The following is an 18,012-nucleotide window of genomic DNA, read 5'->3' on the forward strand; positions in this document are numbered from 1 at the left end:
ACCACCTTCTTGGCGCTGTGAGGGCCCTCGCTTACGTTGCGGGAAACTTGTCCAGCGAGTGTCACGTTTGAGGAGTTCGCTACCTGGAGTCACGTTAGAGGGATTCGTCTCCCTCTGGCGGGATCTTCGGGCGGCGGCTGCCTCGGCGGGGGCTCGCTGGCCCGGCCAGCCGTTCAGGAGGGACAGGCATGGGTCGAAGAAGCCGGGGACGGTTCACCGCGGCGTCCGTCGCGAGCGTGGCGGCGTTGCTCACCGTCACCACCGCGACACCCGCGAGTGGCGCGAATCCGACGGCCGACAGATCACATGGCAGCAAGACGATCAAAGTAACGGTGACCGAGGGCACCAGCATGGCGGTCACCGCCACCTCCGGCGGAGAAACCATCGTGATGGACCTTCAGGGAAGGCTCCACACCCTCGCGGGTTCCGGAGGGACCGCCCACGCCTTGGGGGATCCTTTCCTTGATCCATTCTGGCCGCGTCTGTCGCCGGACGGGCGTGATGTCGCCGTCCAGTCGTTCGCGGATGGCATGTTCCACATTTGGACGGTCTCCCTGAAGACCGGCGCCGCCAAGCAGATCACGAGCGGGGAGTATGACGACCTGCAGCCCGCGTGGTCGCCCGACGGCAGCAAGATCGCGTTCTCGTCGGACCGGCAGGGCGGCGCCGACATCTGGACCGTGGACGTCGCCACCGGCCGGGTGAACCGGGTCACCACGGCGACCACCCAGGAGTCCCAGCCGACCTGGTCGCCCGACGGGAAGAGCATCGCCTACGTCCGCGACAACACCGTCGAGAGCGTCGACCTGGCCACCGGCGCGCTCACCACGCTCGTCCCGAACAGGACCGGCGCCCTGGCCGCCCCCTCCTGGTCACCGGACGGCGGCAGGATCGCGTTCCTGCGCACCGAGTCCGGAGCCCGCAGGCTGAAGGTCGCCGCCACGTCCGGCCAGGAGACGGCCGTCGGCGACCTCACCGACGTCTTCCCCTTCCCCCCCTCGTGGATCTCCGCCGACGAGCTGCTGTACGCGGGCAACGGCAAGATCGTCGTCTCGAAGGCGGCCACCGGCGAGACCCGCCAGGTGCCGTTCTCCGCGACGTTCACCCTCAACCGGCCGGTCTACGACCGCAAGGACTACGACTTCGACTCCAGCCGCCGCCGCCCGGTGCGCGGCATCGTCGGGCCCGCCCTGTCGCCCGACGGCCGTACCGTGCTCTACAAGGCGCTCAACGACCTGTGGGTACAGCCGGTGAACAGCGGCCACGCCAAGAAGCTGACCGACGACTCCTTCTACGAGATCGACCCCGTGTGGTCGCGCGACGGGAAGAAGATCGCCTACGCCTCCGACAAGGCCGGCACGATGGACATCTGGGTGCGCGACGTCGCCGGCGGCCAGGAGCGCAGGGTCACCTCGCTCGCGGGCGCCGAGATCGCGCCCGCGTGGTCGCCGGACGGGAAGCGCCTCGCCTTCCAGGACCAGGGCGGCAAGACGTACGTCGTCGCGGCGGACGGCGGCGCCCCGGCCGAGGTCCTCGGCACCCGCAGCGCCCCCGGACGGCCGAGCTGGTCGGCCGACGGACGCACGCTCGCCCTCGCCGTCACCGCCGCGTCGCGCAACCAGATCGAGCTGGTGGACGTCGAGGCGCGGACCAGCAAGGTCGTCGAGACCGCGCCCTGGCGTTCCATCTCGGTCCGCGGCGACGACGGCCCCGCCTGGTCGCCGGACGGCAAGTGGTTCGCCTTCATCATGGAGACCACCCTGTGGGTGCTGCCGGTCAACCCCGACGGCACGCCCGCCGGCCCGGCCAGGCAGCTCACCCGCAAGCCGAGCGACGCCCCCTCGTGGAGCGGCGACTCCAAGACCCTGCTCTACCTGGAGAACGGCGAGCTGCGCACGATCTCCCGGGACGGCGGCTCCTCACGCGCGATCCAGACCGGTGTGAGCTACTCGCCCGAGCAGCCCAAGGACCGGGTCGTCATCCACGCGGGCAGGCTGTGGGACGGCAAGAGCGACAGCCTGCGCCGCGACGTGGACGTCACCATCGTCCGCAACCGGATCGTCGACGTCAGGCCGCACCGCGGTCAGCACCCGCGCGGCTGGAAGGTGATCGACGCCTCGGACCAGACGGTCATGCCCGGCCTCATCGACATCCACTACCACCAGCAGCTCCAGTCCAAGTTCTACGGCGACCGCCAGGGCAGGCTGCTGCTGTCGTACGGCATCACCACCACCCGGTCCACGGGCGACCAGGCGTACCGGGCGGTCGAGGACCGCGAGGCGGCGCAGGCGGGCGCACGGATCGGCCCGCGTCACTTCCTCACCGGCGAGATGCTCGAAGGCACGCGCTTCTCGTGGGAGTTCTCCCGGCCCGTGATGAACGAGCGGCAGCTCGACCTGGAGTTCTCCCGCGCCAAGGCGCTGGACTTCGACCTGATGAAGACGTACATGCGCTTCCCCCACCGGCTGCAGGCCGAGGTCGCCGAGCGCGGGCACCGGCTCGGCGTCCCGACGACCTCGCACTACCTCAACCCGGGCATCGCGTTCGGCGTCGACATGCAGGAGCACCTGTCCGGGCCGTCCCGCTGGGGCTTCTCGTTCTCGCGCAACGCCTCCCAGGGCGTCATGTACGACGACGTGGTCAAGCTCCTCGGCCAGGGCGGGTTCCCGCTCTCGACGACGATCTTCGCATCCAGCGCCCTGCTGGCCGACGACCCGGCCATGGTCGAGGACCCGCGTATCAAGGCCCTCTACACCGGCTGGGAGCAGGACAACATCGTCGCCGAGCTGAAGTGCGCCCAGGGCACCGGTCCGTGCGGCTTCCTCGCGGGCAGCGCCGCGGGGGCCAAGCTCGCGGTGGAGCAGCTCAAGAAGGTGCTGGCGGCGGGCGGAACCGTGCTCGCCGGCACGGACGGACCGATCGACAACCCGGCGGTCAGCCTGCACATGAACCTCCGAACCATGGTCAAGTACGGCATCTCGCCCGTGAAGACCCTGCAGAGCGCCACCCTGCTCAACGCCAGGGCCCTCGGGATCGAGCGCGATCTCGGCAGCGTCGAGCGCGGCAAGCTCGCCGACCTGATGTTCATCGACGGCGACCCGCTGGCGGACATCTCCACCCTCGCCAACGTGCGCGGCGTCATGACCAACGGCACCGTGCACTACGTGACGGACCTGCTCAAGCCGTTCTCCGGCATGCCGGCGGCGGCCTCCCCGAGCAAGCTCGCCGCGCCCGAGCCCTCCGAGGAGCACCACACCCACTGACGCACTGATCCCCTGGGGGCGGAGGCCGGCGCGGCCTCCGCCCCCTCAAGCTTTCTCGGCGCGGGACGTCGAGAGTTCGGCGGCGGCTCCGACTCCTTCTGGACGGCACGTCTCACCGGGCGCGCCGTCGCCCGACCACTCCTAGTAGTGCTTTGTTAGGTCGGCGTGTCGCGGGGTGCTGTGGCGGTGCGGGTAGTTTCATGCTGCGGTGACCCCTCATGAGCTTTCGGTTGTGCGGCAACGTCTTGAGGCGTTCGCGGCGGAGATGTTCGCGCCTTTGGCCCGCTCGGATCAGCGGGCCAAGGGGCTGACGTATGTGCGTGGGTTGCTGCTGGAGGGGCGGCGTAAGTCGATGCAGCCGATGGCCGAGCGGCTGGGGGTGGATCACCAAGGGTTGCAGCAGTTCGTGACCACCTCGACGTGGGACACCGGGGCGGTGCGGGCCAGGGTGGCCCGCCGGGCGGTCGAGGTGGTGGGACCGGTGGCGTGGGTGGTCGACGACACGGGTTTCCCTAAGGACGGCACGGGCTCGCCGTGTGTGGCCCGGCAGTACTCCGGCACGTTGGGGAAGGTGGCGAACTGCCAGATCGGGGTGAGTGTCCACGCGGTCACCGACACCGCCTCCTGCCCGCTGGATTGGCGGCTGTTCGTTCCGGCGTCATGGGATGACCAGGCCGCCGGCGCCGAAACCCGTCCGCAGGTCCTCGCCCGGCGGGGCCGTTGCGGGATTGCCGAGGATGAGCATCACCGTCCCAAGTGGATGATGGCGGTGGAGATGCTCGATGCCCTGGCCGAAGCGGGGGTGCGGCCACCGCTGGTGGCCGCGGACGCCGGCTACGGCGACAACAGCCGGTTCCGCAGCGCCTTGGACGAACGCGGGATCGGGTACGTCGTGCAGGTCAAGGGTGACGCTCTGGCCCACGCTGCTGAGGTGGTGCCGGTCGAGCGGGTCTGGCCGGGGCGTGGCCGGCCCCCGGTCCGGACCGGCCTGCGTTACCCGGGTACCGCGGTGAGCCTGGCCGAGCACGTCCAGGCCGCCGGCCGGGCCGCTACGGTGCCGATCACCTGGCGGGAGGGCTCCAAAGGGATCATGAGCTCTGAGTTCGTCTTTCTGCGGGTGCGCCCGGCCGGGCACCGGGTCGCCCGTGACAGCGACGGCACTCTGCCGGAGCGGTGGCTGATCGCCCAGTGGCCCGAACAGGAGGACGAGCCGGTCAAGTACTGGCTGTCCAGTCTGCCCGCCGGCACCGATCTGGCCGACCTGGTCCGGCTGGGAAAGATCCGCTGGCGGATCGAACACGACTACCGCGAACTCAAGACCGGCCTTGGACTCGACCACTTCGAGGGCCGCTCCTGGACCGGCTGGCACCGCCACGTCACCCTGGTCACCGCCGCACACCTGTTCATCACCATGCTGCGCCTGGACCCAAAAGCGGCTGCGCCGGCCTGACCCTCTACAAGGTCATCCGCGAGCTGCAGCTACTGCTCGCGACCTGGACCGGCGCATGCCCCACCTGCCACCGCTCACTGAAACGATTACGCCGCAACAGCCATCAACAGACCTAACAAAGCACTACTAGGGGAGGAAACGAATGAGTCTTCCGCGCATCGGCGTCAGCCTGCCGCACTTCGGTTCCAACGCCGGTCCCGAGGCCGTCGTCGCGGTGGCCCAGGCCACCGAACGGCTCGGCTTCCACGCCGTGTCCGCCACCGATCGGCTGCTCATCCCCGCCGGACCCCACTGGAACAACGACGCGGGCCTGCCCCAGTCGCACGTGTGGGACCCGCTGGAGATGCTCACCTGGGCGGCCGCGCACACCCGGCGGATCCGCGTGTGCACGGGCATCCTGAACTCGATCTTCCAGTCGCCCGTGATCCTGGCCCGCAAGCTCGCCACGCTCGACCGGTTGTCCCTCGGCCGGCTCGACGTCGGCATCGGCCAGGGCGGCGGCACCATGCTGCCGCCGTTCTACATCCCCGAGGAGTTCGTCGCGGCCGGGGTCCCGGCCGAGCGCAGGGGCGCCGGGTTCGTCGAGCACATCGCCGCGATGCGGGCCTGCTGGGGTCCCGACCCCGTCGAGTTCCACGGCGAGTGGTACGAGGTCCCGCTGTCCCTGGTCGGCCCCAAGCCGCACGGCGACCGCATCCCGCTGTTCCTCGGCGCGATCACCCGGCACACCATCGAACGCGCGGCCCGCATCGGGGACGGTTTCATCACCGTCGCCGTCAACTGGGACGACACCCGCACCCAGGTCCGCTGGTATCGAGAGGCCGGCGGCACGGGCACCGTCGTGGTCGCCGTCATCCCGGCCCCCCTGCAAGGCAAGGTCTCGGCCTCCGTCTTCACCGACGCCGCCCTGCGAGACCTGGACCACGCAGCGGAGTCCGGCGCCGACGAGGTCCACATCGCCCTCAACCTCCTCCCCACAACCCCCGACCACCAAATAGAACTCTTGGAAGCCCTCGCCGCCCGTCTCGCGCTGCCGGCCCCCACCGCCGTGTAGCGCCTCACGTCCTCCACCACCCCGGGGTGAATGTTCGTTGTGTATATATTGCCGGTATTTCCAATTGCCTTATCTCGGGCGTATTTTCTGGAGAGACGGCGAACTCCGGGGTGGGTAGGGGCGTCTGACATACGGGACCGTGGGGCGCGGGGGCGTCCCTGGTCGGGGGGTGGGGATCGCGGGGGTTCCGGGGCATGGGGAGGGGCGATATGGGTGGCCGAAAACATTCGCGTATGCGGGTGATATTCGCGGCTATATGGCTTATAACGGGGATTTTTGCGGCGTGCTGCGAGAACGAGAGCACCGCGCGGGAGGCGGCCGTGCCGTCGCGGGACGTGGGGGCGCCGCATCCTGGGTCAGAAGAGGGCGGGGGGTGGGGGTGAAAGGTTCGGTGTCGGCGGGGTGAAGAGGTGGATGGAGCCGTATTCGCCGTCGTAGCCGGGGTGCTTGGTGACCTGGCCGCGGCGGAGGCGGTCGACGGCCTCGCCCAGTTGTGGGGAGTGGACGGCGATGGCCTCCACGGGGAGCTCTTCCAGGATGGCGAGTTCGGGGCCCAGGGCGGCGGTGAGGCGGTCGATCTCGGTGCGCACCTTCTTGGTCTTCGGGCCGACGCCGAGGAGTTCGCCGACGACCTCCGGCAGGGGCACGAGGTTCCGGAATCCGGCGGCTCCGCCGGGGCGCACGCCGGCGGGGCGGTCGGCCAGGTCGTCGACGCGGCTCAGCACGCCGACCGTGAGCTTCTTGCCACAGACGGGGCACCGGCCGCCGTGCCGCCGGGTCTCCTCGGGTTCCATGCGGACGCCGCACTTGCGGTGGCCGTCGACGTGGTACTTGCCCTCCTCGGGGAAGAACTCGACGGTCCCGGCGAGCCCGTCGCCGGTGCGCAGCGCGTCCCGGATCGCGAAGTAGTCCAGCGCGGTCTCGAACACCGTGGTCTCGCGGCCGACGATCGGCGGGGAGTGCGCGTCGGAGTAGCTGACCAGCCGGTAGCGGTCGAGGCCGGAGACCCGCCAGTTCATGGCGGGGTCGCTGGACAGGCCGGTCTCCAGCGCGAAGATGTGGCCGGTGAGGTCGCCGTAGCACTCTTCCAGCGTGTCGAAGCCGGACTTGGAGCCGAACACGCCGAACCACGGGGTCCACACGTGGGCGGGGACGAGGTAGGCGCCCTCGCCGCAGGCGAGCGTCGTCTCCAGCAGGTCGCGGGAGCTCATGCCGATCGTCGGACGGCCGTCGGAACCGAGGTCGGCGACCCGGCCGAGGTGCCGGTTGAACTCCTCGGCGGCGGCGAGGTCGGGCAGGTACACCAGGTGGTGGATCTTGCGGGAGCGCCCGTCCTGGGGGTAGACGGTGGAGATCTCGACGGAGAGCATGAACCGGACGGGAGCGGCCGCGAGGCGGTCGGGAAGGGCCGAGCCGATCTCGCGGTCGACGTCCTCGCGGAGCCGGAACAGGCCGGGTTCGGCCGGGACCAGGTTCTCGCGCAGCTCGTCGAACCACTTCGGATGCGTGAAGTCGCCCGTGCCCATTAACGTGACGCCTTTTCGCCGTGCCCACCAGGCCAAATGCTTCAGGTCGCTGTCCTTGCTGCAGGCGCGCGAGTACTTCGAATGCATATGGAGGTCGGCATGGAAACGCATCGCGACATTGTGTCACAGCCGAATACGCGCGGTGCCGGGCTCGCGGGGCGGCCGGGTGCGGTGCGACCTATCGAATGGGCTCGGTCCGCGTTTCCACCACGGGTTCCACGAGGGGCGGCACGGCCGTTTCCCGGTCCGGAGGCGCCGTGGCGGGGGAGCCGCCCTTTCTCCGCAGGTTCTCCAAAGGCAGGAAAGCGCCCAGGCAGATGACGTGCGGCAGGAAGTGGATGGTGATGGACATCCAGGTCACCAGATGGAAACCGGCGAAGAATATGACACCCGCGATCAGCCGCCGCCCGCGCAGGAAGAGCAGGACGGGGGAGAGCGCCTCCGCCAGCAGCACGATCCATTGCGAGGCGTGCAGCAGGCCGGGGATTCCCGCGGCGAATTCGCCGGCGAAGGTGCCGCGGCGGCTGACCGCCCACTGGAAGGTGGCGCCGTTCGGCCATTCCCATCCGCCCCACCGGATCTTGGCGTAGGCGGAGAGGAAATAGGTGGCGACCACGGCGAGCTGGACGCAGCGGATCGGCCAGCCCGCGCGTTCGGACGGCCCGCTCCCGCGGCCGGCGGAAGGGAGCACGAACAGCGCGACGATGAGCGCCAGGTGGTCGTGGTCGACCTTGCCGTAGGACATGGCCAGGACGGCCCAGTATCCGAAGCCGAGCGCGACGGCGTACCCGGCGGTGCGGGGTAATCGGCCGGCCGCCGCGATGAGGCAGGCGACGGCGACGAACGCGAAGAGCGCGGGCACGAGGACCGGGTTCGCGGCGGGCAGATGGAGAAGGCGGGCGACGAGCACCGGCCGGTAGGCGTCGGCCGAATAGGCGTGGGCGAGGGTGCTGCCGGTGAACAGCACCATGTCGAGCGGCACGAACAGGTACACGACCGTCCGGAGGATCGCGGCCCTGCGCGCCGGGATCTCGGGGAAAAGCCAGCGGGTCAGCCGGTCCGCCATGACACCTCTTCCACGTATCGGGTCGCCGCGGGGCGCCGGTCCTTGAGTTCGATCACCTTGGTCACCAGGGAGAGCCTGGTGAGGCGGGGGGCCGTGGGGCGCAGCCGCGCGTGCGAGTCGGCCAGCTTCCCGAGCAGGGACGGCTCCCGCCGGTACCGGGTGAGCTGGCCCTCGATCTCCGCGCGGCGTACGCCGACGTAGCCGGGTTCGATGGGGATCTGGATCCGGGTTCCCGCCGTCGTGTCGGCCTGGAGTTCGAGGGAGCGGATCTCGCCGTCGGGCGGCACGCTGAAGGCGTACTGCACCATTGGGCCGAGGGGGAACAGGTCGTCGGTCCCGGCGATGGTGCCGTACGCGAGGACGGCGCCGGCCGCTCCCGTGGCGATGAGGCGCCACGTTTTTCCCCATTTGCTCATGGGCATCGTGTTCACGCTTCCGCCGGGACGACCGCGTGCGTCGTCGATGGATGGGCGCTGTTCGCGCGCGCCGGAGGAGAGGAACCAGGTTGTGTGCTGATAAGTCGGCTCACACCGACGTTTGTCGCACTGAAGGCCCCGTCTGGTTCACTGTCTCAGCAGACTAGTGCGAAATACACGGCCTCGGAGGAAGCTTCCCGAATACCTTTCTCTGTGAGCGTAGGCGTTACGGAGACTGGTCATTCATCCGTCACGGCGGCATCGCCCACGGTGGCGAAAATCCCGCCATTGACCGGACATGCCGACGGGGCCCCGCGCCCCTCCCTGGATGCAGAGCCCCGTCATATCGGACTTTGGGACCACGACCGGGGGTGTGGGTGTCCGATATCGCTAAGACGCTTCACCCTTGTCATCGGATGACCTGATCCGACGGGTGATCGCGCCGTTCCCCGTGTCACCGGAACGCGGCGCCCGGCTCAGGAGTCGCAGAAGGACGCGTCCTCCGCGGCCTCGCACGGGCACTCCTCCTCGGCGGGCGCCGCCTTCCTGACCTTCTTGACCTTCTTCTTGGCCTCCTCGGGAGGGGCCATGGTGACGTTCAAGGTGATGTTGCAGACCCGGGCGTGCTTGCACAGGGCGTTCAGGATGCTGGTCGCGCCGCTGATGGTGCTGGCCGAGGTGTGCTGCATGCCCTTGTTCGTCGTGGGGCTCTTCGTGGACACCATGTTGCTGTTCATCTTGCCGTTGCCGACGTCCTGGGTGGAGCTGCCGCCGGAGCCCTTGTCGGCGTCGTTCCCGGAGCCGTGCCCGGACTCCGGCCCGGCGTCCGGTTTCGGGTCGCGCCTGCCGTCCCGCTTGACGCGCCGGACGACCACGTGCTTGTGGAGGTGCCGATCGGCGCGGTGCCCCTGGGTCTGCCGGTCGGACCGGGGGCGGCCGGCGGCGTCGGCCGGAGCGGCGACGGCGCAGAGAACGGCGGCGGCCGGGACCACGCAGGCCAGCAGGGCGACCGCGAGCGGCTTTCCCCGTGCTCTCCACCCGCTATGGCAACTTTTCAGTTGTTCGCCACCTTTGACGTGCTTGCTGGGTTTGCCGTACCGAACGAGCGCAACCATGGCGTCCCCCTGTCAGATCCCCGTATCGACAGGGTAGCCGCGTTGATCATATTTTCCGATGATCTCGGTGCAGGGTGTTGCGCCACGCACGCTGACCAGCCCGCACGCCCGCGGCGGACGCGCCCTTTCCCGGTTCCGTGGCGGATTCTTTCCGTGGTGGCGGCGCGGAGCCGGCCCATGCTTTTCCATTATATGGCCTGAAGAATGTTATCCACGGGCAAAGCTCACCTTGTACTGCGGAAGCAGCACCTTTCCCCCCTAATGTGGCTTATCTGTACGAGCCCCGAGGAAGGAAAGTAGCGTCGGGGAACCGCATCCAAGGGGGCCATATGATCAGGACGCTACACAGATTGGGCATCCGCTCCGGCGTGATGTACGGGGCCGGCATCGTGTCCGTCGGCGCGTCGTTCCTCTCCTGGCTCATGTCCAAGGAGTACGAGGGCGACATCGCCCGGGCCGACCGCTGGGGCCTGTTCGTCGGCGAGTGGGCGCCGACCTTCTTCGCGCTGGGCGTCGCCCTGAGGATCGAGGAGACGCGGGAGGAGGTCCTCGGCGGCGGGCGCGAGATCGACGAGCGCCGTGAGCAGGAGCGCCTGAGCCGCCGGTACGGAGGTCAGGTCCCCGCCGGCATCTGAGCCGGGCCGCGGAAGGCCGGTCGTGGTCCCTGAGGGACGCGCGACCGGCCGGCGAAGGCTCAGGCGGGGGTGCCCCGGCTGAGGCTGACGTACTGGCGGGGGCGCAGGGCCTGGGCGCGCAGGGCCGTGAGGGCGGCGGCGCGCCCGGCCGGGGTCAGCGCGGCCGGGGGACGGCCGGCGCACTCGGCCGGGTCCTGGGGCGAGGTGACGTGCGCGGAGGGCTGCCGGGCCGTGACGCACATGTGGAAGGCCTCCAGGCGGCGGCGCAGCTCGACCAGCGGCCTCGCGACCTCGTCCGGGGTGGCCGTGCGCCAGCCCTCGCCCACGACGACCTCGGCGACCCGCTCGGCCAGCTCCCCGCAGGGCAGGGCCGTACCCTCGCTGAGGAGCATCAGCCCGACCTCGCGGACCGAGACCTCCATGTCCCGCTGCCCGGACACGGGGGTCAGCAGGGCGGCGGTCGCGGCCTGCCACAGGGCGGCGGGGTCGGTGAGGAGCCGCCTGCCCGCCGAGGTGATCACGAGGCTGCCGCCGTCGCGGCGCACGGCCCGCATCTCGTGCTCGGCGATGCGGAGCAGAGTGCCTAACGCGGTCAGGCCGTCCTCGGCGCCGGCGCCCGCGGGCTCCCAGCCGAACCGCTCGGCGGCCTCGGCGGCGAGCGGGCGCGCGAGGCCGTCGCCGGGGGCGAGAAGCACGCCGCCCGGACGCCGGGCCGCCTCCAGGAGCCAGCGCAGCGCCTGCAGGTGTGGCCCGTCGGGGGCGGGGATCGGGGCGTGGAGGCGTACCTCGAAGGGCTGGGCAAGCTCGCGGCGGGCGGCGCCGCGGCCGAGCACCCACCGGTTGAGCCGCTCGCCGTGGACGCGGTTCAGCCAGTTGTCGCCGCCCAGCTCGGCACGGGGCTCGGTGAGCCAGCGGCGGGTCAGCGCCTCGGCGTCAGCCTTGCCCGTGCCGGAGGAGGGGTCCAGACGGCCGCAGACGATCGCGAGTTCGAGCGCGGCGGAGCAGGCCAGGTGCGCGCCCAGCTCCTCGGGACCCATGAGGGAGCTCCAGCGCAGCTCCGCGACGTCGGGCGGCAGCACGCCCGTGGCGTTCAGGGCGCGCTGGTAGGCGGCCGTCCCGGCGTCGTCTCCCTCGCGCGCGTAGGCGCGCAGGATCTGCGCGGTGGTGGGGGAGACGCACAGCGCGGCGTAGCGGTCCATGCCGCCGAGGTCGAGCAGGCGCCCCAGGGAACGGGCGATGGCGCCGCGGTCCCCGGTGACCTCCAGAGGCAGCGTGTACCAGAGGAACTCGCAGACGCTCAGCTGGGTGAGGGTCTCCAGAGGATCCCCGCCCGTCAGCCACTCGACGGCGACTCTGGCGTCGTCGGCGAGGTCCGGGTCCGAGCGCTCCAGCTCTGTGAGCAGTGCGGCGACGTCGGGTGCAGGCATGCTTCGCAGTCTGCCGTATATGCCCGGACCCTGACGACGACCACCGCCGCGGGCGATTTCCACGTCACCTACCTGTAAGACCGGAACGAGCAGAAGGGCGGAGTTCGGTGGCCCATGGACAAGTCATGTCAGGTCACATCCCTGGTCATATCCAGCGGTCGAACAGCATGCGCCGGTGCCAATCGTCGTAGGGGATGATCTCGGCGGAGATAACGGGGTACAGCCACCAGAAGTTAATCAGGGCCACGAGCACGAACGCACCCGAAAGCGCGGCTCCGAGGAGCCGCCGGTTCGGCCGTGCTCCCGCGGGACCGATGAGCAGCCCCGCGGCCAGGGCGAGGGCGATCGCCATGAACGGGAGCATGGGGGCCGTGTAGAACAGGAACATGGTCCGGTTGTCGGCGATGGCGTAGTAGAACCAGGGCAGCCAGCCGACGGCGTAGGCGAGCAGCACCGCCCCGGCGCGCCAGTCACGGGTGGCCACGTACCAGGCGATGAGGCCGATGAGGGCGATCAGGGCGCCGTACCAGATGACCGGCGTGCCCACCCCGAGCACCGCCTGCGCGCACTTCCCCGTGCCGCAGGCCGGGCCCTCGTAGAAGAACGCGACCGGGCGCAGCAGCAGCGGCCACTCCCACGGCTCGGACTGGTACGGGTGGCTGGAGTCCAGGCCGGTGTGGAAGCCGAGGACCATCGACTGGTAGTTCCACCAGGAACGCACCGAGTCGAGGACGAAGTACACCGGCCCGCTGCTGGTGGCTTGGGCCCAGTTGCGGCCGTACCCGTACGGCGTGGCGAACCACCCCGCCCAACTCGCCACATACACCACCACCGGCACCAGACCAAGCCCCGCCAGCGCCGTGGGCACATCCCGCCGCAACGCCCCCGCGAACGGACGACGCAACCCCACCGCACGCCGCGCCCCCGCATCCCACACCAACGACATCACCGCGAAAGCCACCAAGAAGAACACCCCGCTCCACTTGGTCGCCACCGCCGCCCCCAGGCACACCCCCGCACCGATCCGCCACGGCCGCACCCCAAGCCACGGACCCGCCCCCGAAAGCGAAGACCCCTCATACCACCGCGCCAGACGCTCCCGCGCCCGATCCCGATCCACCACCAGGCACCCGAAACCCGCCAGCACCCAGAACATCAGGAACACATCCAGCAACGCCGCACGGGACAACACGAAATGCAACCCGTCCAACGCCAGCAGCAACCCCGCCAGACACCCCAGCAACGTCGACCGCGTCATCCGCCGCGCCACCCGCGCCACCAGCAGAATCGACAACGACCCCAGCACAGCCGCCGCGAAACGCCACCCGAACGGATCAGCCCCCCACAACCACTCCCCCACCCCGATCAACCACTTACCCAACGGAGGATGGACGACGTAGGAGGCGCACTTGTCCAGTTCGGTGGCGGCGCAGCTCTGCCACACGTTGCCGTCGCCGGCGAGCAGCAGCTTGTCGGCGTCCTTGACCGTGACCCGCTCGACGCCGAACGTGATCAACGAGAGGCCGTCCTTGGCGTAGTACGTCTCGTCGAACACGACCGCCTTGGGGACGGCGAGGCGGTCGAAGCGCAGGAACGCGCCGAAGGCGGTCACCAGCAACGGGCCGAGCCACCCCCACAGGGGGCTTCCCAGGAACGGCGGGACGAGCCGGTCGCGCAGGGAACCCGGGTTCTTGGGCTCGTCGCGCGGCTCCGGCCGCTCGAAGTCCTGGTTAGGGAAGTCCGTCAGGGCCATCCGGACATCGTACGGGGCGGCTATTACGTACAACCTAAGAAACACCCTCTGTGTACCTAATTGGGAAGGTCTGACCCGAAGGTGCGGGGTGCGGACCACCCCTCCCGCATGGGAGAGGATGGACGGGTGAACGACGGCACGCTGATCCTGGCCGGTGCTCCCATCGGGCGTGCCGAGGACGCCTCTCCCCGGCTGCGCGAGGCCCTCGCGCGCGCCGACGTCATCGCCGCCGAGGACACCCGCCGGCTGCGCAGGCTCGCCGCCGACCTCGGGGTCATGCTCGCGGGGCGGGTGGTGTCCTACTACGACGGCAACGAGGCGGCGCGGGCGGCGGAACTGGTCGAGGCCCTGCGCGACGGCGACACCGTCCTGGTGATCACCGACGCGGGCATGCCCGGCGTGTCCGACCCCGGCTACCGCCTCACCCACCTCGCGGTCGAGGCGGGCATCCCGGTGACGGCGCTGCCCGGGCCGTCCGCGGTCACCACCGCGCTCGCGATCTCCGGCCTGCCGAGCGACCGGTTCTGCTTCGAGGGGTTCCCGCCGCGCAAACCCGGCGAGCGGGCCCGGCGGCTCGCGTCCCTGGCGGGCGAGGAGCGGACCATGGTGTTCTTCGAGGCGCCGCACCGCCTGCACGCCAGCCTCGCCGCGATGGCCGGGGCCTTCGGCGCGGACCGCCCCGCAGCCCTGTGCCGCGAGCTGACCAAGACCTACGAGGAGGTCGTGCGGGGCACGCTCGGAGAGCTGGCCGCGTGGGCGCAGGGCGAGGTGCGCGGCGAGATCACCCTGGTCGTCGCCGGGCACGCGCCCGGCGCGGCGGAGACCGACATCGGCGCACTGGTCGCGGAGGTCTCCCGGCAGGAGGCGGCCGGCGTGTCCCGCAAGCAGGCGATCGTGGACGTGGCCAAGGCGGCGGGCGTCCCCAAGCGGGAGCTGTACGACGCCGTCCACCGCGCGTGACCGCGCTCGCGTCGTAGGTGCGGCGGCATTCGGACCGCCACGGAGCGTGTATGGGTCCTTGATCCTCTGGATCGGGAGCGCTTCCGCCCCATAAGGTGCCTGCGTGGCTGAGCGCGCCTTCCCTCTGAAATTATTCAGAAAATTATCATTATCCGGACGGACGCCGGTTCCTTCGGCGGAGCGGCCAGACGGGGGATCCTCGATCCGCGACCGCCTGACGCCCCCGTTCCCGGGCGGCTCCCTCTGGGCCTGGCTGGGCCCGGTGCTGGTCGCGACGTTCGGCGCTCTGCTCCGCTTCGACCGCCTGGGCACGCCCAAGGCGATCGTGTTCGACGAGACGTACTACGCCAAGGACGCCCTGTCCCTGATCACCTACGGCGTCGAACGCACCTTCCTCGGCACGTCGGAGAACCCGATCGCCGACCAGAGACTCATGGCCGGCCGCCGGGACCTGTGGGCGACCTGCGCGCCCGACAACCTCGACCCGTGCGCCTCCTACGTGGCCCATCCTCCGTTGGGTAAGTGGTTGATCGGGGTGGGGGAGTGGTTGTGGGGGGCTGATCCGTTCGGGTGGCGTTTCGCGGCGGCTGTGCTGGGGTCGTTGTCGATTCTGCTGGTGGCGCGGGTGGCGCGGCGGATGACGCGGTCGACGTTGCTGGGGTGTCTGGCGGGGTTGCTGCTGGCGTTGGACGGGTTGCATTTCGTGTTGTCCCGTGCGGCGTTGCTGGATGTGTTCCTGATGTTCTGGGTGCTGGCGGGTTTCGGGTGCCTGGTGGTGGATCGGGATCGGGCGCGGGAGCGTCTGGCGCGGTGGTATGAGGGGTCTTCGCTTTCGGGGGCGGGTCCGTGGCTTGGGGTGCGGCCGTGGCGGATCGGTGCGGGGGTGTGCCTGGGGGCGGCGGTGGCGACCAAGTGGAGCGGGGTGTTCTTCTTGGTGGCTTTCGCGGTGATGTCGTTGGTGTGGGATGCGGGGGCGCGGCGTGCGGTGGGGTTGCGTCGTCCGTTCGCGGGGGCGTTGCGGCGGGATGTGCCCACGGCGCTGGCGGGGCTTGGTCTGGTGCCGGTGGTGGTGTATGTGGCGAGTTGGGCGGGGTGGTTCGCCACGCCGTACGGGTACGGCCGCAACTGGGCCCAAGCCACCAGCAGCGGCTGGAGCTACTGGGTGTTCAGCTCGGTCCGCTCATGGATCGACTACCAGATCCAGGTGCTCGGGTACCACACCGGGCTCGACCAGTCGCACCCCTACCAGTCCTGGCCCTGGCAGTGGCCGCTGCTGCTGCGCCCGGTCGCCTTCCACTACGTCGGCGGCGCCGAGACCTGCGGCGCCCCGTCGTGCGCGCAGGCGGTGCTCGGGGTGGGCACGCCCGTCATCTGGTACGGCGCCCTCATCGCCCTCATCGGCCTCATCGCCTGGTACGTGGCCACCCGTGACTGGCGGGCCGGAGCCGTGCTGCTCGCCTACGCCGTCGGCTGGCTGCCCTGGTTCTACTACGCCATCGCCGACAAGCGGACCATGTTCCTGTTCTACATGGCCCCGATGCTGCCGTTCATGGCGATCGCCCTGGCCTTGGGGGCGGGGTTGCTGATCGGACGGGCGAGCCCCCAGTCGTCCCGCAGAGTGCTCGGCGCGGCCGTCGTCGGGTCGTTCACCCTGCTCGCGTTGATCAACTTCTGGTGGCTGTACCCCGTCATCACCGCCGAGGACATCCCCTACGACGACTGGCACCGGCGCATGTTCTTCCCTAGCTGGATCTAGCGGAGGCCGGCGCGCGCCGCCAGGGCGGCCGCACCCCTTCGTGGAGGGCGATGGCGGCGGACAGGAACGCCAGGGGCAGCGCCGGCAGCAGGTAGCGGTAGTCGAACTCCGCCGTGGCGGCGGGCGCCACCACCAGGGCGGCCGACGCCACCCAGGGCAGCAGCCCCGGCCCGCCCAGCTTGCGCCACCGCGCGATCACCCCGGCCGCGCCGACCAGCAGCGCCAGGCCCAGCACCAGGCCCGGCATGTACACCACCCGCTGGTAGCGCTCCATGATCGTGGCCCACGGCCAGTACGCGTGGGTGCTCGCGCGGCCCTGCTCGTAGGCCACCAGGTCGCGGTCCACCGTGCCCTGGTAGCTCTTCCAGGTCGGCGGCGACTTCTGCAGCCGGTCCGGATCCTTGGCGGTGACGCCCTTGCTGTCGAACTCGTACTGCATGTACGTGAGCGCGTCGGGGAACACCGGGCGGTCCCAGCGGAAGCTGCGCAGCAGGTCACCCCAGACGGCGGCCAGGTAGTCGCCGGGCTGGGCGAGGATCGCCCGCTTGGCGAACGTGCCCGCCGCGTCGTTGACGTGCCGGTCGAACTTGTCGGTGCCCCAGCGGTGCAGCACCTCGCCGCGGCCGGTGTACCACAGGTACCACTGGGAGAACTGGCTGCGCGCGAAGGCCGGGTTGACGCACAGCGGGATCAGCTCCTGTTCGCGCTGCAGGTCCGGCTTGATCTTCTTGCAGTCCGCGAACTTCGCCGTGCGCATGTAGAGGATCAGCCCGTCGCTCTGCGTCAGCGCGAACTGCCCCTGCGCCGCGGCGAACCAGCCCATGTACGCCACCACCGGCACCGCGCACGCCGTCACCACCGCCAGGATGGGCTTCCAGCCGGTGCGCTTGATGAGCAGGAAGACCACGACCACGGCCAGGATGGGCAGGCCGATGCTGCGCGTCAGCGCGGTGAGCGCGAGCAGTAGCCCGACCGCCACGCCGGAACGCCACGACAGGCGGCGGTGCCACAGCACCAGCGTCACCAGGCCCACGATGAGCAGGGTGAACATGGTGTCGGACATGATGAGCTGTTCGAGCTGGATCTGGTAGGCGTCGAACAGCACCGGGACGGCGGCCAGCGTCGCGCCCCAGTCGGGCAGGCCGAACCTGCGCCTGAGCAGCACGTAGATGAGCACCGCCGTCGCCAGGCCCATGAGGTGCTGGGTGAAGACCACCAGCCCGAAACTGTGGAAGGGCTTGAGCACCAGGAGCCAGAAACCGTACCCGTCCGGGCGGATCGGGTGCGGGCGGGGGTGCAGGGCGACGGAGACGTACTCGTAGGAGTCGTTGAACCACATGGCCGGCCGGTAGCCGAGCATGGCGATCACGCGCAGCGCCGCGCCCAGCGTGAAAGCGATCACGAAAAGGCGGCGGCGCCGGAGAAACCCCAGGACACGCGCGCGCTTGCTCCGCGCCGGCGCGTCGGCCTGCGCCGGTTCGGCTACGGTCACCATGGTTTACAGGATGCCAGCCGTTTCGCGGAGTTGACCCGAGCACCGGAGGGCAGAGGGCATCATGGTTGAACTACGCACCTGATGATCGAAGCGCGA

General features: G+C 70.1%; 13 protein-coding genes. 6 read left to right on the forward strand and 7 right to left on the reverse strand.

Annotated elements, in window-relative coordinates:
- The first annotated feature begins 188 nt into the window (after positions 1 to 188).
- The 3 genes from BJ982_RS11155 (at position 189) to BJ982_RS11165 (ending at position 5,767) form a co-directional block, all read left to right on the forward strand.
- Positions 189 to 3,263, forward strand: coding sequence for an amidohydrolase family protein (locus BJ982_RS11155; protein WP_184879171.1), 3,075 nt, complete (start codon positions 189 to 191; stop codon positions 3,261 to 3,263).
- 208 nt (positions 3,264 to 3,471) lie between these two features.
- Positions 3,472 to 4,713 (forward strand): IS701 family transposase, encoded by a 1,242-nt coding sequence (locus BJ982_RS11160; RefSeq protein WP_184875953.1) that lies wholly within the window; start codon positions 3,472 to 3,474, stop codon positions 4,711 to 4,713.
- Between the two features lie 142 nt (positions 4,714 to 4,855).
- Positions 4,856 to 5,767, forward strand: a complete 912-nt coding sequence (locus BJ982_RS11165) for a TIGR03619 family F420-dependent LLM class oxidoreductase (RefSeq protein WP_184879174.1) — start codon at positions 4,856 to 4,858, stop codon at positions 5,765 to 5,767.
- Positions 5,768 to 6,123: 356 nt separating this feature from the next.
- On the opposite strand, the gene BJ982_RS11170 is transcribed toward BJ982_RS11165, so the two are convergent.
- From BJ982_RS11170 to BJ982_RS11185, 4 genes are all read right to left on the reverse strand, one after another.
- On the reverse strand, positions 6,124 to 7,293 hold the full coding sequence (locus BJ982_RS11170) for an endonuclease Q family protein (protein ID WP_239123810.1): 1,170 nt from the start codon (positions 7,291 to 7,293) through the stop codon (positions 6,124 to 6,126).
- A 178-nt stretch (positions 7,294 to 7,471) separates the two neighbouring features.
- The gene (locus BJ982_RS11175) at positions 7,472 to 8,359 is read right to left on the reverse strand and encodes an HTTM domain-containing protein (protein ID WP_184879178.1); all 888 of its coding nucleotides are present in this window, start codon (positions 8,357 to 8,359) and stop codon (positions 7,472 to 7,474) included.
- Positions 8,344 to 8,781 carry a hypothetical protein gene (locus tag BJ982_RS11180; protein ID WP_184879181.1) on the reverse strand — a complete coding sequence of 146 codons (438 nt, stop codon included), beginning with the start codon at positions 8,779 to 8,781 and terminating at the stop codon, positions 8,344 to 8,346. The genes BJ982_RS11175 and BJ982_RS11180 overlap by 16 nt, the downstream gene beginning before the upstream one ends.
- A 470-nt stretch (positions 8,782 to 9,251) precedes the next feature.
- Complete coding sequence (locus BJ982_RS11185; RefSeq protein ID WP_184879184.1) at positions 9,252 to 9,890, reverse strand: hypothetical protein; 639 nt, start codon at positions 9,888 to 9,890, stop codon at positions 9,252 to 9,254.
- Between the two features lie 350 nt (positions 9,891 to 10,240).
- On the opposite strand from BJ982_RS11185, the gene BJ982_RS11190 reads away from it, so the two are divergent.
- Positions 10,241 to 10,525 carry a hypothetical protein gene (locus BJ982_RS11190; RefSeq protein ID WP_239123812.1) on the forward strand — a complete coding sequence of 95 codons (285 nt, stop codon included), beginning with the start codon at positions 10,241 to 10,243 and terminating at the stop codon, positions 10,523 to 10,525.
- A 59-nt stretch (positions 10,526 to 10,584) separates the two neighbouring features.
- On the opposite strand, the gene BJ982_RS11195 is transcribed toward BJ982_RS11190, so the two are convergent.
- Positions 10,585 to 11,952 carry a hypothetical protein gene (locus tag BJ982_RS11195; RefSeq protein WP_184879187.1) on the reverse strand — a complete coding sequence of 456 codons (1,368 nt, stop codon included), beginning with the start codon at positions 11,950 to 11,952 and terminating at the stop codon, positions 10,585 to 10,587.
- A gap of 145 nt (positions 11,953 to 12,097) precedes the next feature.
- Entirely contained in the window at positions 12,098 to 13,705 is a 1,608-nt protein-coding gene (locus BJ982_RS11200; protein WP_184879190.1) for a dolichyl-phosphate-mannose--protein mannosyltransferase, read from the reverse strand.
- Between the two features lie 108 nt (positions 13,706 to 13,813).
- Between BJ982_RS11200 and rsmI the strand changes: the two genes are divergently transcribed.
- Together rsmI and BJ982_RS11210 are read left to right on the forward strand one after the other, a co-directional pair.
- On the forward strand, positions 13,814 to 14,665 hold the full coding sequence (gene rsmI, locus BJ982_RS11205; protein WP_184879193.1) for a 16S rRNA (cytidine(1402)-2'-O)-methyltransferase: 852 nt from the start codon (positions 13,814 to 13,816) through the stop codon (positions 14,663 to 14,665).
- 262 nt (positions 14,666 to 14,927) lie between these two features.
- Entirely contained in the window at positions 14,928 to 16,421 is a 1,494-nt protein-coding gene (locus BJ982_RS11210; protein WP_311772260.1) for a dolichyl-phosphate-mannose--protein mannosyltransferase, read from the forward strand.
- Here BJ982_RS11210 and BJ982_RS11215 read toward each other — a convergent pair.
- Positions 16,408 to 17,916: a hypothetical protein gene (locus BJ982_RS11215; protein ID WP_184879196.1), complete on the reverse strand. Its 1,509-nt coding sequence runs from the start codon at positions 17,914 to 17,916 to the stop codon at positions 16,408 to 16,410. The two genes, BJ982_RS11210 and BJ982_RS11215, sit on opposite strands and share 14 nt — an antisense overlap.
- Positions 17,917 to 18,012: the final 96 nt, after the last annotated feature.

Source organism: Sphaerisporangium siamense, assembly GCF_014205275.1.
Classification (GTDB): domain Bacteria; phylum Actinomycetota; class Actinomycetes; order Streptosporangiales; family Streptosporangiaceae; genus Sphaerisporangium; species Sphaerisporangium siamense.

What these genes read in the sequence shown, in the direction of transcription:
- BJ982_RS11200 (WP_184879190.1), bottom strand. Translation starts at nt 13,705, where the DNA reads ATGGCCCTGACGGACTTCCCTAACCAGGACTTCGAGCGGCCGGAGCCG.
- BJ982_RS11195 (WP_184879187.1), bottom strand. Translation starts at nt 11,952, where the DNA reads ATGCCTGCACCCGACGTCGCCGCACTGCTCACAGAGCTGGAGCGCTCG.
- BJ982_RS11175 (WP_184879178.1), bottom strand. Translation starts at nt 8,359, where the DNA reads ATGGCGGACCGGCTGACCCGCTGGCTTTTCCCCGAGATCCCGGCGCGC.
- BJ982_RS11185 (WP_184879184.1), bottom strand. Translation starts at nt 9,890, where the DNA reads ATGGTTGCGCTCGTTCGGTACGGCAAACCCAGCAAGCACGTCAAAGGT.
- BJ982_RS11155 (WP_184879171.1), top strand. Translation starts at nt 189, where the DNA reads ATGGGTCGAAGAAGCCGGGGACGGTTCACCGCGGCGTCCGTCGCGAGC.
- BJ982_RS11180 (WP_184879181.1), bottom strand. Translation starts at nt 8,781, where the DNA reads ATGCCCATGAGCAAATGGGGAAAAACGTGGCGCCTCATCGCCACGGGA.
- BJ982_RS11215 (WP_184879196.1), bottom strand. Translation starts at nt 17,916, where the DNA reads ATGGTGACCGTAGCCGAACCGGCGCAGGCCGACGCGCCGGCGCGGAGC.
- BJ982_RS11170 (WP_239123810.1), bottom strand. Translation starts at nt 7,293, where the DNA reads ATGGGCACGGGCGACTTCACGCATCCGAAGTGGTTCGACGAGCTGCGC.
- rsmI (WP_184879193.1), top strand. Translation starts at nt 13,814, where the DNA reads ATGGGAGAGGATGGACGGGTGAACGACGGCACGCTGATCCTGGCCGGT.
- BJ982_RS11165 (WP_184879174.1), top strand. Translation starts at nt 4,856, where the DNA reads ATGAGTCTTCCGCGCATCGGCGTCAGCCTGCCGCACTTCGGTTCCAAC.